Source organism: Niabella beijingensis (assembly GCF_020034665.1).
In the GTDB taxonomy this organism is placed as follows: Bacteria; Bacteroidota; Bacteroidia; order Chitinophagales; family Chitinophagaceae; genus Niabella; species Niabella beijingensis.
This window is the reverse complement of the sequence record NZ_JAIQDI010000002.1, coordinates 381,131-395,808: the sequence shown is the minus strand read 5'-3', so window position 1 is coordinate 395,808 and position 14,678 is coordinate 381,131. Positions and strand designations below refer to the sequence as shown.

The following is a 14,678-nucleotide window of genomic DNA, read 5'->3' as shown; positions in this document are numbered from 1 at the left end:
AGGAGTTGGCTTTGGGTGGCAGGATTTGGCAGATTTATGAACAATCCCCAAAGAATATATTTCTAAATTTGCTAAATGAAAGAATTAGTAGAAAGAGAATTTCCGCTAACGGAAATATTGGTTAAAACAACCTATCAGATAGTTATATCTAAAGAACCCTCATTTCAAAGTAACCCTTTGGCATTTGGTGCTGGGTTCTTTATAAATTATAAAGAGAAGCTGTTTTTTTTGACCGCCGACCACAATATTCATATTGAAGACCATAGAATAAACGAGAGAACAGGAGTTGATAATTATGTAGGCATATTCAATAATATTAGCAATAGAGATAATTTCTCCACAGTTATCACGCCAGTTGGAGGATTTTACTATATGAGCAGTTTTGATATTTCAAAAGAAGACCTGAATATGCAGTTATTGGATGTTGCTATTAGCATGGTCGATAGTACGAAGTTTGTAGCTCCATTTGTTACTGACGAGGAGATACCAGACCAAGAGGGCAAACCGCTTGTTTCAAAAAATCAACCAAAATTTGAGTTTCTCGAAGAACATATGATTGAGCCAAGTGAAATAGATACCTATTATATTTTTGGCAAGATTAGACCTCACTTTAAAGGATTATTTCTCCACAGAGATACAACGTTTAAGAACGAGTTAAAATACATAAATTCCTATGGCGACTATTTATTGTTGAATACTGATAAGGAGATTTCTGATTATGAGGATTGGGCAGGATTAAGCGGTTCTCCAGTATTAAATCAGGACGGAAAATGTTTAGGAGTTTTATGTTCCGTGAATGAGGGAACAAAATCAATTTTTGTTAAGCCTTTTAGTAAAATAGTACCATTCATGGACACAATTATTTTGCAGGAAGAACATCTAAATAAGAAAAATAATGAGAATATTTGACGTAGAGCTTTTGGTATATGGTAGTGTAACGGTTAAAAGAGCAATCCAATTCAGTACCGAAAAAGAACTTGATTTGGGAAATATTTTTCGCAGCGATATTTCAATTAAACCACATAAGCAGGGTTTTATAATCTCTACTACTGTATTTACGGCAGACCAAGACCGAGCCTACAAAGTAGCTTTGCTTTTTATTGGTAAAATGCTGGACATTTTAGCAATTAGAACCAACTCTCCGCTTAATGTAAGTCTAAATCAATATAGACAACTTGAAAATGGAAATAATGTCCGGGCTGTAATAAATCGTGAAGAATTTATCTATTGCTTTAGGGTTGCCCGTGATTTAAACCTCAATGAGAATAAGTTATTAAGAGCATTTAGCTGGTATAGAAAGGGTTTATATACTGAAGACCCTTTTGATAAATTTTTAGCTTTTTGGAATGCCATTAGCGTAGTATCCGATGGTTATTGTAACGATAACGCACGAACACGACAAGGGATAATAAATAAAATATGGGATTGCTTTATAACCCTTTGGGGTGAATGCGCCGATTGGGAATATATTAATGGGAACGATAGATGGGTAAATGACAATAACGACATACGGAATAAAATTGCGCACGGTGGTGTTACAGTGGATATACAATATGTGGAAGCCGTAATTAGCCAGCTACCCATTGTGCAAAACGTGGCTTACAAGTTCTTACGACAATGGGCAGAAAGATTAGGCAATAATGTAGCTTTGGAAATCCACTAATTAAATTATCCTAAGTCTGACTAAGCACTTGAAGCATTTTGCTTACTTCAATATCCATTCTCGAAAAGGCAAACCATTTCTTGCCCAAATCCTTTAATGATGCCCCGATGTGGTACAGTTCCGTACCGTCAATAATGAGGAAACGGTCATGGGCATGGGTAAAAGCGTGAACGGTTATAGCCGGGTATTGGCTGTTGTAGCGTTGCACATCGAGTTGTAACTGATTGCTGATGCTTTTGGTGTAAATAGTGGCAGATACGGTTTGCCCACGCTTTCCGAGTAGCGTAAGCACCGTATCGTCCACATAGTTGTCAATTAGGATAATTGACCTTTTGGCGCTCCGTATAATATCCGAAACAAAGGCATAGGCATCGAATATTTGCCCGTCATAAAATACGCCCTTTTCGCTGTGCAGCTTCCCGCTATCCAATGCTTTAAATATTTCCTCAAACTTGCTGTCTGCTTCAATCTGTTTGAGTTCGATTTTATCCATGCGGTAGAACAATGCTGCATTATCCAGTAACAGTTTTCGCATTTCCACAAAGGCATTCATTATCTCAATGCTCACCTTTACGGCTGTATCGCTGCGCAATACTGCGGACAGCATGGCGACCCCTTGTTCCGTAAACACGTAGGCTAAATAACGCCGTCCACCACGTCCGGCGTTTGAGGTTCCAGTTTGGAACCTCAAAGTTTCGCTTTCCTCATCATTCAATTGGAAGCAGAATGTTTCGGGAAAACGCTCGATATTCCTTTTTACGGCTTTGTTCAGTATTTTGGTTTCCACCTGATAGAGCGCAGCCAGGTCTTTGTCAACCATGACCTGTTTGCCCCGTACCGTATAGATAAGGTTTTCTATATCCTTTTGACTTATGATTGCGCTGTTCATTTCTTTTTGCGGGTGTTGTTGTCAAATTCAAAAGAGCTTTCGCAGTTTTCTTTCAATACGATATAGGCATCGAATTTTTTACCTGCTTTGCTTTTCATGCCTTTGATTAGGCTGGTTTTGCCTTTATTTACGAGGTTCTCTATTTCGGCAAGGCTCAACTGTACCCGGCACACATTGCGGAATTGAAGCCAGCTGCAAGCCTCATCGGGACATTTGACAATCTTGTCCCGAATGAGCAGCTTTTGTGCCTTGCATTTGGGGCAGGTCAATTCGGGCTGATTTTCGCCAGCAATGCTAATGCTCAAAAGTTCCTGCGTAACGGACGAGGTATAGGCTTCCATAGATTGATGAAAGCCCATTGCATCCGCTTCGTTGTTCTCAATCTTTTGCAAAGCCACTTCCCATTCGGCAGTCATGGCAACATCGGCAATCCTTTTGTCCTTTACGGCTTCATATACCTGCAATCCCTTTTCAGTGGGAACGAGGGATTTTTTTTCACGCTTGATATAATCCCTTTTAAAAAGGGTTTCAATAATGGCGGCTCTTGTGGCTGGTGTACCGATGCCGATACCTTGCAAGGCTTTACGCTCATCTTCGTTCGCTATTTCCTTTCCGGCATTTTCCATTGCAGACAACAAGTCCGCTTCCGTGTAAAGTACGGGCGGCTTGGTCTTCTTCTCCAGCACCCCGGCACTCTTTATTTTCAATTCATCGCCTGTTTTTAATTGCGGCAATTCCTGTACTGGCTCACTGTCATCCTCATTAAAGTGTTTTTTGATACCACGCCAGCCCGCATCGAGAATTTTAGTCCCTTTCAGGACAAAATCATAATGCAAAGCCTGTAAGGTAACGTCCGTTATTTCTTTGGTACAGGCTTGTGAGAGGGCTTCCAGCAAGCGCAGGGCAATCATATCGTATATAGCTTCTTCATTTGAGGGCAATGCGGAGGGGATGGTTTCAGTAATGAGCAGACCGTGATGGTCTGTTACCTTTACATCGTTAACGATACGTTTATTGAAACGACCCCATTTCAGTTTCCCAACCGCCTCTTTACAAGATGCCCTTGCTTCCAACGACCTTACCAAAGCGGGGATTTCTGCCCAAATATCTTCGGGGATATATTTGCTCCCGGTGCGTGGATAGGTAATCAATTTCTTTTCGTACAGGCTTTGGGCAATGTTCAGCGTTTCTTCGGCTGTTAGAAATAGCCTTTTGTTCGCTTCCTTTTGCAAGCCTGTCAGGTCAAAAAGTAATGGCGGTTGTTCTGTAACCGTCTTGGTTTCTACTGCCGTAACGGTAGCGGTTCCGGCACGTTCAATGGATTTGAGCGTATCGTCTGCCAGCTTTTTATCTTCCCATTTGGTTTTGGAAAGGCTTTTGAAATCCACAAATTCTTTGCGGTGTTCTAACTGCACCTGCCAATATTTTTTGACGGTAAAGTTTTTGTTTTCCAAATACCGTTTGCAGATAAGGGCAAGCGTGGGCGTTTGTACACGTCCGAGCGAGTACACGCCACGCCCTGCAATGCTCAATGCCTGCGAAGCATTGATGCCGACAAGCCAATCGGCTTGGCTCCGTCCTTGTCCGGCTCGATACAGACCGTCAAAATCACTTCCGGGTTTCAGGTTATCAAACCCCTGTTTTATGGCTTTTTCGGTCAGTGAACTTATCCATAAGCGTTGGAAGGGCTTGCTGCATTTCAGGTATTCATAAATGTACCTGAAAATGAGTTCACCCTCACGTCCGGCATCGGTAGCAACGATAATGCTATCGCAGCGACCGATAACCTGCTCAATGGTTTTCAACTGTTTTACCGCTCCGCTATCGGGAACATAAGACTTTTCCTTTCTTACTTTCCGTACCGTCAGTAAAAAAGGGTTGGGCAATATGGGCAGGGCTTCCCTTTGGAAACCCGATAACCCATAATCTTCCGGCATAGCCAATCCTACCAAATGCCCGAATGCCCACGTAACCTGATAGCCGTTGCCTTTTATATAGCCATCCTTTTTATCGGTGGCTCCCAACAAGGCGGCTATCTCACGGGCTACGCTTGGTTTTTCTGCAATAATTGCTTTCATGTCTTTTCCTTTTTAGTGATTATCTTCTTACGCCTCTTGATTTATTTTCTTTCGGTGGCTGCTGCCTTTCCTGCTGCTGTTTGTTGATAGGGGCGTTTTGTTGGGGCTTTAAAGGCTCGTTTATATTCTTGGTTGCCTCATTGGTTTTTCCCTCGGAATTGACGGCAACCTGCGTTTTATGGGTTTCTGTCGGAACAATTTTGTCTTTCAGTTTGTCGGGGTTCCTGAAACTGAAATTATAATTGCCTGTGTCGGCATTCAAAGTGACGTACCCCTTATAAGGCTGTCCTTTCCCGTCCTTAAAATCCGCCACATAAATCGTCTTGCCCTCGGTGAGCTTTTTATATTGCTCATCGTTAAATTCCTTACCCCTGAATAATCTTGGATTTTCCTGCGATTGACCTTGTGATTGTTGGTGGTTTTGGGATTGTTTGTAGTTTTCGCCTCTGTCAAAAAGGTATTCCGGGTAACGTTTGTCGGCATTGTATTGAACATCACTGCTGAATGTTTTCCCTTTCTGCGAAACCATATTCTCTAAATAAATTTGCTTACCCTCGTATAAATCAATTTTTTGCTGGTCAGTGAGCTTCACTTTGTTAATTTCGTCCGGTACTTTTATCCAATCCTGTCGTAAGGCTATAACCTCATTTGTCAGCTTGTCAATACTGATAATAGACGGAACTACTTCGCCAGTCTTGGGATAGGTCAAATCCACGACACGCCCCATATTTCCCGTTTTGAGCAGGTTATCCCTGTCCTCTTTGGTAAACTCGTGACCGAAGAAAGGTGTATGTAGGTTGGGTTCGTGCCGGACACCATACATTACAAATACGGGCTTTCCATCTTCTCCGGCTTGCAATCCTAACCTTGCTTCCGAACGGATTACGGCAGTACCAAAATTGATAGCTACCGGATAAACCTTATTGGTCTTATAGCCCTTTAACAGCATTTCCATCGTACCGTCTTTTACAAGCCGCTCTTTGGTTATGCCTATTTGTTCCATCGTTTTCCAATCAATATCATTTTCTTTAAAACGATAGTCGTTTGCTTGGGGCGTTGCCTGTGCTGTTTCAGGCTTTGCCTGTGTTTCTTGTGCTGTTTCCATATCTTTTTTATTTTCTTGTTGTTGTTCCTTTGGCTCTTTGACCTCATGTTTAGCCATAACAGCTTCGCCCTCTTTGGTGGGGGCGTTAACCTGTTGTTGCATTTTTTCGGCTGTTTCAACGGCATCCTTTGCAGGAACTTTGAAGAATGTAAAGCGGGTGGGGTCTTTGAGTTGCCTCCAAAAGTTGGAAAAGAAGTTGGAGAATATATCCCCACTTTTATCCACCCGCATAAACTCGTTTTGGTTCTTCTTATTGGCATCTGTGGTTTTCAGGTTGCCGTTTTCGTCAATGCCCGTAACCGCTTGGATAGTTTTCTTTTCTTTATCCATGACCAGCAAAACATCCGAAAGCTGTTCAGGGGCTTGCGGCTGGTTTTGCTGTGTGTTTTGTTGCGGCTCTTGCTGCGCTGTTTCTGTTGTTTGCTCGCTCATAATATTGATATTTTAAATTGTTACCGTCCGAAAATAGTTGAAGTGGATACGGCATAGCCGTACCTGTCCTTACGTGGCATTGTTTGTCACTGATTGTCCTTTGTGCGTTGCAGGGGAACGTTGAAACTATCCCTTATGAATTGGTGTACATCTGATAATTTGTAGTACAGCTTGCCGCTAATGGTGTAATACGGTAGCTTACCGGACGAACGGTAACGCTGTAATGAGCGGTGGCTGATTTTCAGCATTTGCAAGAGGTCTTGATTATCCAATAGTTCTTCGCCGTCTATGGTATTGCGTTGCCTCTGTATGTCCAAGATGTGTTGTTTCAGAACATCGAAACGCTCCATTATCCGCTCCATCCACGCAAAAAATTCCATTCTATCTATATTCATAGCAATACGTTTTTATTTATTTCCCGATTTTATGGTTCTTCCTTTTTCGATATAGCTTTTGCCCTTAGCCATGAGTTCCTGCATATATTCCTCACTGGTCTGTACGGCATGGGCATTGAGCATGTCCTTAATGGCTCCTATGGTGTAGTAATATTGTCCGTACATTTTGGAATAGGCTATTTCCCCTTTGGAGCGCATACGCCAAAGCGTTTTTTCGCTGATGTGGAGGTATTGACAGACTTCGTGGTTATTGAGCCAAAGACTATCGTAGCTGGTATTATCCAATTTGAGGATGTACTCGTTAATGGATTTAATGCGCTCGTTAAGCTGCTTCCATACTTCTTCTTCAATGGTTATTATATTCATTGCACAGTATCTTAATGTCCTGTACAAAATTGAAGTGTTTGGCGGGGGTTGTCGTCCGATAGGTGTCTATCAAAAAGGCACTTTTTTCATTTTTTTTGCAATTCGTTTAAAGTGCTGTCTTATAGCGTTTTTTCATTTTTTAAGTTCATAATCGGTGTTCATAACAATGGATTTGTCTATACACACATATAGGCAAACGGGCAAAAAAAGGACAGCACCAAATGATGCTGTCCTTTAACACTTATTTGAAAGAAGATTAGTAACTATCTTCTTTATCCATGTATTCTTCTAAACTATATTTAAGCTGGTCTAAAAACAAAGTCCGTGAGCCAGCACGGGTTTTCATACGATGGAAGCTGTTATGAATGTCTTTGAGTGAAATACGGAACAGGATTTGAAAGACCATGCTAATTTTGCGGATGCCCAATTTTCCGTGTGAAATGGCATCCACGGCATGAAGTGCATAAATCAATTCAATAAGGGCATTTTTTGTTTGTGTCCAAAAAATATCTTTCGTTTCTTCATTTTGCAGTAAAACATCGGGATTTTGTTCGGGACTTAATTTTGTAGTGAGGTAATTATAGGTAAGTTCATTGGCGATGATTTTTGCCACCTTATAATCGTAGTAAGTGGAGAAGTTTGGGTCAATCTCAAAAACGTAGCTACTCAACCCATCATAATAATTGATATTACCAAGCATGTAATACTGTTTGTCCTTGTCGGTTCTACCGGAACGGAAATATCTATAAAATTCGGAATTGCAAATATGCTCCTGATACTCCTGTTTTAGTTCCCGTAGCTGTAAAGCGAAGTAGCTCTGGTGCAGGTGTCCGTTTTCTGCCGGGCAAGCCGTTTCAATACGATACACTTTGTTATAGTAAATGAGCTTGCCGAGAATATTAGGCTTTACCAGCTTGAAAAAGTGTATTTCCTCCGCTTCATTGGAAAACCCCTCTTTCGCTATATCTTCTTTAACTGTGTGTAATAGTTCCTGAAGATAAATCGTCATTTTATACGCCTCATCAATAAAGCTGGACGCTTCGGACGATAATTTTCTTTCCTGCTTTTGAATTTCAGCAACGATGCTTTGTAATGGATGTCTCATAGTTACGGTCTTTTTTAATCAGGCAATATCTATCTGCATACAAAGATTAGCCTTAACTATGAAGTTCAATCACGATACAATCCCACCTTTGGAAAGATTTTTTTAAATAGGGGCTGTTAAATGAAATAGGAAGCCAATATAAAAAGATTGAAAAAATGGTCAAACCAACCTATAAATTTTTTATATTTGCTATTGATTTACAAGGAAATTGAGTGAAGATGAATGCAATAAGCACCATTACTAAATCGTTACCGACAACGATAGACCGTCTCGTAAACTACTCATTGTAAGCTATTTTTAGCATTCCCGTTATTTTTTATAAAAAATAAATTTGGGAGACTTAGAGCCTATTTTGCGTTCTATACTTCTAACCAAAGACCCCAAAACAGCTGGTCTGTTTCGCATTTCAGTCATTGGACTAAAACAGCTAAATGGCAGCTTAATTAACTTTATTTCTGAGCCAGACATGCGGATGACTGGCAAAAGTCATTTTGCTCACTTCATCATCAACGGACTTATTTATTGTATTGAATTAGATAGCCGCAATGAACTGAGTCTATTTCAGGATTACCCTTTATTTGTTGGTGAAGAAATGCAAATTCCATTTATTTCTGGTAACACCGCTTCAAAACTTCTAGTGGCATTCGGCCTTCCTGTGACATTCGTAGACTCATTTACTAGGTAAATCAACTAAGAATGAAAAAACGATTTACATAAAAAATATATTCTTTATCTATTTCTTAAACCTTGTACAATTCGAATTATTATGGAAAGATCCGGAACTTAAGAATATTTTAATTACCAATCAATAAAGCCCATAAATAATGAGTTACAAAAAGTATTTAAGATTAAATCATTCCTCTTTTAAACATTTGACAGAAAGTTTAGATATCATAGAAAAGGAATCCAATGAAAATTTTTCATCAAAACATACAGGCGAGTTGCTAATAATCGAAATCCTTAATTTATTTCACAGCACATTTGAGGCTAACAAGCATTCTTTTCTCACTGAAATATTTTTTAAAAATCAAAAGGCCTTACGGCTTACATATGATCATCAGGAATACATTTTCAATCAAATAGATGAAATAATACGTGATCGCGCGCCAGTAAACCGAACTCGGCAAATCCAAATAGTCAACTTGTACCGAAACATAGTGTCCGACCTTTACGATCCTTATCTTTCAATAATTGTCGCTTGCTTGAAATTGAAGGAAGCTACCTTCAATAATTTCGTTGAGACAAACTTATCTACAACCGAATTTCAAAAGTTTGAATATGCTAAGTCGAGATTGCAGGGAACTAAAATGTTTGCAGGCTATCATTCGTTGATCAGAAATGCAGTTTCACATACTGGCACACACTCTATTTCATATGATACCCAAGGTGTAACTTTTAAAAAAATAAAAAGGTCATCCAATCCAGAAGTCACCGCCGTTCTGCAACTTACTAATGAGGAATTATTATCAAATCTCAGATCGATGATTGATTTTATTACCGCTGTAAACGCCAGTATTAATATCTTTGGATTAGATGCAAAAGAATTTATTCTGGAGAATAGAGAAATTGGGGAATCTTTCATAAGCGAATTTGCCACGACAGAACTTTGCCAAGCCTGGAGAGAAGACGCAAACAAACAATATTTAAAAATTTGGAGTAACGCTTCTCTTTCCGAAAGCGCGAAACATGATTATTTTGCAGAGCAATTTACCAAAGGCTGCGTAGATCGAGAATTAAAAGCAAAAAAACTTTCTTTCAGAAAAAAGGATAAAATAGTACTTATTGAAGTTCCATCAAAGCGAGTTGACATGAACAACAAAGGCGAAGTAATTTATAGAATTATCGAGCTCATAAAGTACTGTTTGGTTGCCGAACCCCTATTCCACTTTCAATATGAATCATATGTATCTTTTGAGACAGAAGAAATGATGGCCGATACCCTACAGGTTCAAATAGAAGGCAAATATCTTAAGGACCACGCTCTGCTAAAATCAAACATGTACAATTTACTTGATGAAGGTCAGTTTTTTAAAAACAAAATATTATTGAATCTCTCAATAGATTTTAAAGGTCTCCAAGAAATTGAAAGCAGGTCGCTTACCTCAAAAAAGTTAACAAAGCAAAAGGGTAGAAATTAGTTAGACGACTTATCAATTGGCAAAATTGATCAAAAATCACTATATATAAAATGTAAAAATTCATGAGCCGCCCCTTACAATTGGACACTTTTTCTCAATGGAGAAGCTCAAAAATTGACCACCTTTCACACATATCACATATTACATACAATGATATTAAATTAACTTAATTCATCTAAAGTTAAAAGACTTATTTACTAAATTCCGATTTGTTAAATATTTTTTTCACAACGCCGACAGTTTTTGCTTTTTGATTTTTTAATATTTTCTCCAATTCCCGATTAGCAATTGCTGGAAAATTCTCCAAAAACGCAAAGAGATAGCGCTGAAACTCGACTTGCAAGTCCACTTCAAATTGTTGAAAATCCAGCTTGGAATTTGTCTTATTATATGCTGGATCACTGATTTGTTTTTTAAGAGATGATACAAGCGTAGTTGAGAGATCACTAATTTCAGACGTAAACTTAATGATTACACTTTCTTTATCAGAAGAGGATTCATTATAAATTTTGAGTTGGTGATCATTAGGTTTTGAAGGTTTCACAATCTCGGGTGTATCATGACTTCTTTCAAAAATCAACTGACTTAGCTCATGTAAATTCTCAGCAATTTCAATCTTTTGCCTGTTTGTCTCAATTAAAGTTTGAATCCCTGAATATTCTGGAAGTTGCGATTGATCCGCTGTAGGCCGAAGAACACAAACCTTCCGTTTCTGATTAAATGCAAATTGAATCGTATGCATTGTTCCAGAGGCGATTCCCATTTCAATAGGAATTACGAAATCCGACAAGCCAGATTGAATTCGATTTCGTTGAACAAATCCTCTTTTACCCAAATTAATTCCAATTGGCAATTCAGCAATAAGCGCTCCCCCAGAATCCAAGATTTGATTGGCCATAGGAAGGTGTTCTTTGGGATATATATGGTTTAGGGCATTAGGTAAAACTGCTATTGTTTTAACCTTATATTTCAAGGAATATTTGTGGGCCAAGAAATCTATGCCGTAGGCTAGCCCCGACACAATACATACCTTTCGTTCGGAAATCTGTGAAATAAACTCTTTTATACTTTCCTCTGCATATTTAGAAACATTACGAGAGCCTACAATAGCGATGTTCTTACTATGATCATCTTTCAGTTCGCCTTTCAGATAAATCATAGGGGGGGGAGCTGGTATGCGCTTAAGTTCTTTCGGGTATAATTCAGAATTGAAAGGAATAAATTTAATTCCAAAGTACATCATTTCCTGGTACTTCTCTTCTGCGTTCTTTCGGCAATTAAAAATTTGAATGTCAGATATTTTTATACCAGACGCATCTTTCGATTTTACGTATTCCTCTACCCCACCTTCCCCGAGTCGAATAATTTTATTTATTTCTCCGACATTGTATCCGGTTAAAAAAGAATAAAATAATATGTCATTAACTGAAATCATGGAATCAAGTGACTAATAGATTCTATAAACGCTGCATTTGCTTCCCGTTTAAAACTGCCAGATAGCGCCATTCTGTTTTTTTTCTTATATGAATATTTACCAAAGATATCTCCTGTAAGCTCATAATCATACTTGTAATACTCTCTCCCGAATTTCCCCATACAAATAAAAACAATTTTTTTTACTCCTGCCTGCTCCAATAAAATGCGCGCCGTTTCTGCGGAGGTTCCGTATGTAGTAAAGTCGTCTATCACACAGATAACTTTTCCCTTCAACTTGTATCTATAATATGGGTTTAAAATAATCGTATCGAACTGAACATCACATCCCTCTTTAATTCTAGTGTCCCTAGACTTTAAATGTCTTTTCCTTGATTCTTTCGTGCGAACTAATATAGGCTCCTTAACGGTACCTTTAAATAATTGAGAAGCTTTGGTTTTAAAAAAATCAAGGTCCTCGTTTTCTCCCAACCCAGAACTCGGGTAAATTGACCAATAACTCACAAGATTCAAATCCTTGATAATTAAATACATTGAGACCAAAAAGTACACCACGTAAGCGCCTCTATTTTTTCGATCCCCCTCTTTCAAACATCTTTTGAACTTATTTACAGCTAAGACTTCGTCGATTTTCTTATTTATTGTGCCTGCATCAGTCAAAGCGTAAATTGTCATTTTGGGGCTTACGACTAATTCATAATACCAGCTACCCAAAAAGTCCGCAAATAAGGTAAAAAACAATTCTAACTTTTCCGCATTTTTTATACCGATTCCATACCTCTTTGAGTAAATCTTAGAATCTGCATTATTTGGTTTCGCATACAAGGCTCTTAAAAGTAATAATTTAGAGTTTGCTGCTTGATGTACATCCTCGTCCTTGCAGCCCAATATGATAATATCTTGAGGCTCCAACTCCAATTCTTCGGTTAATAATTCGATCAATTTAGGGCTGCCTCTTAATTGTCCCCTTATGTTATATGGATTAAACTTGTTGGGTATAAGTTCCAACCTGTCTTGGTGAACCGACACAACAACAACGACATTTTCATCATTTTCAATAAAGCGATCAAGACAATCTTCTATTCCTGCAAAAAACTTTCCTGTGGCCTGATTAATTAAGGCATCCGGCGAAGTAAGCAATAATTTCATAAGCTTTAGTTGATAGGCTAAAATAACTCTTGTAAGTTGTATTTCAAAAATTTTATATCAATAGTACCTATAAAGTTTTACTACCTTCAACTGTTATCTCCTGACGATTCAAAACTATCAATATTTATATGGGGAATAATTTGCTCAGATCTGCATAGCGTTCTTTATTTAAGAATTCATCATCCCGATAGTGTGACCTTCCGTATTTTTGAATATATAACTCTTCGCTTCTATCTCTAATATCACATTCGTACAACTTCAAGATCTTAATAATCTTGACAAATTGCCGGACCTTATTTAGATATTTTCCCATTTCAATGCCTTCTATAATTTTTTCCGGCACCTTTGTTGAACGACAGAGATCGGCAATTGAAATACCTTTTTTTTGACGCTCATCCTTTAAAATTTCGCCGCATATCACCCCCATTCGTTTTACAATTATTTCATGCATATTGCACAGTTTATATAAAGTTAATTACATTAATTAGATGAAACGCTAAATGAGCACTGAATAAAGACACAAAAATCTACTAACTTGCTTGCCTTAATATCACTTGTTGCCCATTAAATCCGATCGTTAAAAGTCTAGCCCTAAGCATCCTCATATCTTCGCTTATTTGAATTGGCAGTACCCTTGCATAGTGCAAAGTCTGTTTAAGCGTTTTATGCCCCAGCATATCCTTTACGCTGGTAATTGGAACACCGTTTGCCAAAGTTACTGCTGTGGCAAATGTGTGCCGTGCAACGTGAGAGGTCAATTCCTTTTCAATATTGCAAATTGCCGCAATCTCTTTCAGGTATTCGTTATACTTTTGATTACTTAAAACAGGTAGGAGCATTTCTTTTGCGAGACAAACAGGATCATTTTCATATTTCTTCAACAGATCCACGCAAATTGGCAACAGCGGAATCTGAGACAAAACCCCTTCCTTTTGCCGATCTTTACTGATCCAAAACTCACCATCAAAACCCTGAACGATCTCATTACGCTTTAATTGTTTTACATCTATAAAGGCTAACCCTGTAAAACAGCAGAATACAAAAACATCTCTTACGCGTCTAAGACGTTCGTTGGCGATCTCTTTTTCAGCAATCCTACCCAATTCCACCATTGTAAGGAAAGTAGGATTTACCTCGTCCCGGCTATTATCGAATTTCGCAAATGGATCGGACAAAAGCCACCCTCTATCTTTAGCATCCAAAACGATCTTTTTCATATTAGCAATGTTTTTCAAGGCCGAATTACGACATAATTGCTTCTCCCCCAGGAACCAATTATAGAAATCTTTGATAAAATCCATATCCAATGCAAGGATATTGATATCATTCACCTTGTATTTGAATTTAATAAATTCCTCCGTGTGATTATATGAGGCATTAAAATTGGTCCAGGTTCCCTTTGCAACACCATTACCAATCATTTTTTTCATTTCATCATTGTGCTTTTTAAAAAGAACCAGCAGTTTTCGACTGTGTTCTTCCGCACCACTAATTTTGTTTCGAATAGCACCAGCCGTTACCATTTTGCCCCTGTCCAAAAGCTGCCGTTTGGCTTCGTAAGCCATCGTTCTAAGGGTATCCAGATAATTATTTAGTTCTTTTGCATCTTCTTTCGCCCCTATTGCTTTATTCGCTTTGGGACTCCAACGGTGGGGGTCCCATTTGCGTTTACAGGAAAGTTCCCGTGGAATACCATCTACAGTAACTTTTAAATAAAGGTCTTTGGGAGATCCTTTTTTGTAATTTTTGGGCTTTTTCAAAAAGAAAAGCAGTCCGATACTTTTTTCTAACATAATTGCTCATTTTCGGGTTAACAAATTTCGAAATGAGCTCTTTTCAAAACAAGATGTCCATCCGCTGAACCCCTTACTGGGAGCGGGTTTTAGCCGAATTCGTAGAGTACTTTTTGAGATTTACGAGTACT

At 38.6% G+C, this 14,678-nt stretch carries 14 protein-coding genes; 4 read left to right on the top strand and 10 right to left on the bottom strand.

The annotated features are described in order from the left end of the window. The first annotated feature begins 75 nt into the window (after positions 1 to 75). Both K7B07_RS17675 and mauJ read left to right on the top strand, forming a co-directional pair. Positions 76 to 909: a hypothetical protein gene (locus K7B07_RS17675; protein ID WP_223711853.1), complete on the top strand. Its 834-nt coding sequence runs from the start codon at positions 76 to 78 to the stop codon at positions 907 to 909. Next, positions 896 to 1,663 (top strand): methylamine utilization protein MauJ, encoded by a 768-nt coding sequence (gene mauJ / locus K7B07_RS17670; protein ID WP_223711852.1) that lies wholly within the window; start codon positions 896 to 898, stop codon positions 1,661 to 1,663. Before K7B07_RS17675 ends, mauJ begins: the two co-directional genes overlap by 14 nt. Before the next feature lie 10 nt (positions 1,664 to 1,673). Here the strand turns inward: mauJ and K7B07_RS17665 are convergent, their stop codons facing one another. The 6 genes from K7B07_RS17665 to K7B07_RS17640 all read right to left on the bottom strand — a co-directional run bounded on the left by K7B07_RS17665 (position 1,674) and on the right by K7B07_RS17640 (position 8,033). Beyond that, positions 1,674 to 2,552: an ORF6N domain-containing protein gene (locus K7B07_RS17665; RefSeq protein ID WP_223711851.1), complete on the bottom strand. Its 879-nt coding sequence runs from the start codon at positions 2,550 to 2,552 to the stop codon at positions 1,674 to 1,676. Next, the gene (locus K7B07_RS17660; RefSeq protein WP_223711850.1) at positions 2,549 to 4,630 is read right to left on the bottom strand and encodes a type IA DNA topoisomerase; all 2,082 of its coding nucleotides are present in this window, start codon (positions 4,628 to 4,630) and stop codon (positions 2,549 to 2,551) included. The genes K7B07_RS17665 and K7B07_RS17660 overlap by 4 nt, the downstream gene beginning before the upstream one ends. A gap of 19 nt (positions 4,631 to 4,649) precedes the next feature. After that, a complete protein-coding gene (locus K7B07_RS17655) occupies positions 4,650 to 6,167 on the bottom strand; it encodes a DUF3945 domain-containing protein (RefSeq protein WP_223711849.1) in 1,518 nt (505 codons plus the stop codon). Positions 6,168 to 6,253: 86 nt separating this feature from the next. Further along, positions 6,254 to 6,562, bottom strand: coding sequence for a helix-turn-helix domain-containing protein (locus K7B07_RS17650; RefSeq protein ID WP_223711848.1), 309 nt, complete (start codon positions 6,560 to 6,562; stop codon positions 6,254 to 6,256). Between the two features lie 12 nt (positions 6,563 to 6,574). Beyond that, positions 6,575 to 6,928, bottom strand: coding sequence for a helix-turn-helix domain-containing protein (locus tag K7B07_RS17645; RefSeq protein ID WP_223711847.1), 354 nt, complete (start codon positions 6,926 to 6,928; stop codon positions 6,575 to 6,577). 256 nt (positions 6,929 to 7,184) lie between these two features. Next, the gene (locus tag K7B07_RS17640; protein WP_223711846.1) at positions 7,185 to 8,033 is read right to left on the bottom strand and encodes an RteC domain-containing protein; all 849 of its coding nucleotides are present in this window, start codon (positions 8,031 to 8,033) and stop codon (positions 7,185 to 7,187) included. Positions 8,034 to 8,364: 331 nt separating this feature from the next. On the opposite strand from K7B07_RS17640, the gene K7B07_RS17635 reads away from it, so the two are divergent. Beyond that, positions 8,365 to 8,718, top strand: a complete 354-nt coding sequence (locus K7B07_RS17635) for a hypothetical protein (protein ID WP_223711845.1) — start codon at positions 8,365 to 8,367, stop codon at positions 8,716 to 8,718. Positions 8,719 to 8,857: 139 nt separating this feature from the next. Beyond that, entirely contained in the window at positions 8,858 to 10,171 is a 1,314-nt protein-coding gene (locus K7B07_RS17630; protein WP_223711844.1) for a hypothetical protein, read from the top strand. A 190-nt stretch (positions 10,172 to 10,361) separates the two neighbouring features. Here the strand turns inward: K7B07_RS17630 and K7B07_RS17625 are convergent, their stop codons facing one another. The 4 genes from K7B07_RS17625 to K7B07_RS17610 form a co-directional block, all read right to left on the bottom strand. Next, on the bottom strand, positions 10,362 to 11,606 hold the full coding sequence (locus K7B07_RS17625) for a DNA-processing protein DprA (protein ID WP_223711843.1): 1,245 nt from the start codon (positions 11,604 to 11,606) through the stop codon (positions 10,362 to 10,364). Next, positions 11,603 to 12,754, bottom strand: a complete 1,152-nt coding sequence (locus K7B07_RS17620) for a phosphoribosyltransferase (protein ID WP_223711842.1) — start codon at positions 12,752 to 12,754, stop codon at positions 11,603 to 11,605. The genes K7B07_RS17625 and K7B07_RS17620 overlap by 4 nt, the downstream gene beginning before the upstream one ends. Before the next feature lie 124 nt (positions 12,755 to 12,878). Beyond that, entirely contained in the window at positions 12,879 to 13,205 is a 327-nt protein-coding gene (locus K7B07_RS17615; protein WP_223711841.1) for a helix-turn-helix domain-containing protein, read from the bottom strand. Positions 13,206 to 13,284: 79 nt separating this feature from the next. Further along, positions 13,285 to 14,547 (bottom strand): site-specific integrase, encoded by a 1,263-nt coding sequence (locus K7B07_RS17610; protein WP_223711840.1) that lies wholly within the window; start codon positions 14,545 to 14,547, stop codon positions 13,285 to 13,287. Positions 14,548 to 14,678: the final 131 nt, after the last annotated feature.

Coding starts and splice junctions, on each gene's coding strand:
- K7B07_RS17665 (WP_223711851.1), bottom strand. CDS start 2,552: ATGAACAGCGCAATCATAAGTCAAAAGGATATAGAAAACCTTATCTAT.
- K7B07_RS17615 (WP_223711841.1), bottom strand. CDS start 13,205: ATGCATGAAATAATTGTAAAACGAATGGGGGTGATATGCGGCGAAATT.
- K7B07_RS17655 (WP_223711849.1), bottom strand. CDS start 6,167: ATGAGCGAGCAAACAACAGAAACAGCGCAGCAAGAGCCGCAACAAAAC.
- K7B07_RS17660 (WP_223711850.1), bottom strand. CDS start 4,630: ATGAAAGCAATTATTGCAGAAAAACCAAGCGTAGCCCGTGAGATAGCC.
- K7B07_RS17620 (WP_223711842.1), bottom strand. CDS start 12,754: ATGAAATTATTGCTTACTTCGCCGGATGCCTTAATTAATCAGGCCACA.
- mauJ (WP_223711852.1), top strand. CDS start 896: ATGAGAATATTTGACGTAGAGCTTTTGGTATATGGTAGTGTAACGGTT.
- K7B07_RS17645 (WP_223711847.1), bottom strand. CDS start 6,928: ATGAATATAATAACCATTGAAGAAGAAGTATGGAAGCAGCTTAACGAG.
- K7B07_RS17675 (WP_223711853.1), top strand. CDS start 76: ATGAAAGAATTAGTAGAAAGAGAATTTCCGCTAACGGAAATATTGGTT.
- K7B07_RS17610 (WP_223711840.1), bottom strand. CDS start 14,547: ATGTTAGAAAAAAGTATCGGACTGCTTTTCTTTTTGAAAAAGCCCAAA.
- K7B07_RS17640 (WP_223711846.1), bottom strand. CDS start 8,033: ATGAGACATCCATTACAAAGCATCGTTGCTGAAATTCAAAAGCAGGAA.
- K7B07_RS17625 (WP_223711843.1), bottom strand. CDS start 11,606: ATGATTTCAGTTAATGACATATTATTTTATTCTTTTTTAACCGGATAC.
- K7B07_RS17630 (WP_223711844.1), top strand. CDS start 8,858: ATGAGTTACAAAAAGTATTTAAGATTAAATCATTCCTCTTTTAAACAT.
- K7B07_RS17650 (WP_223711848.1), bottom strand. CDS start 6,562: ATGAATATAGATAGAATGGAATTTTTTGCGTGGATGGAGCGGATAATG.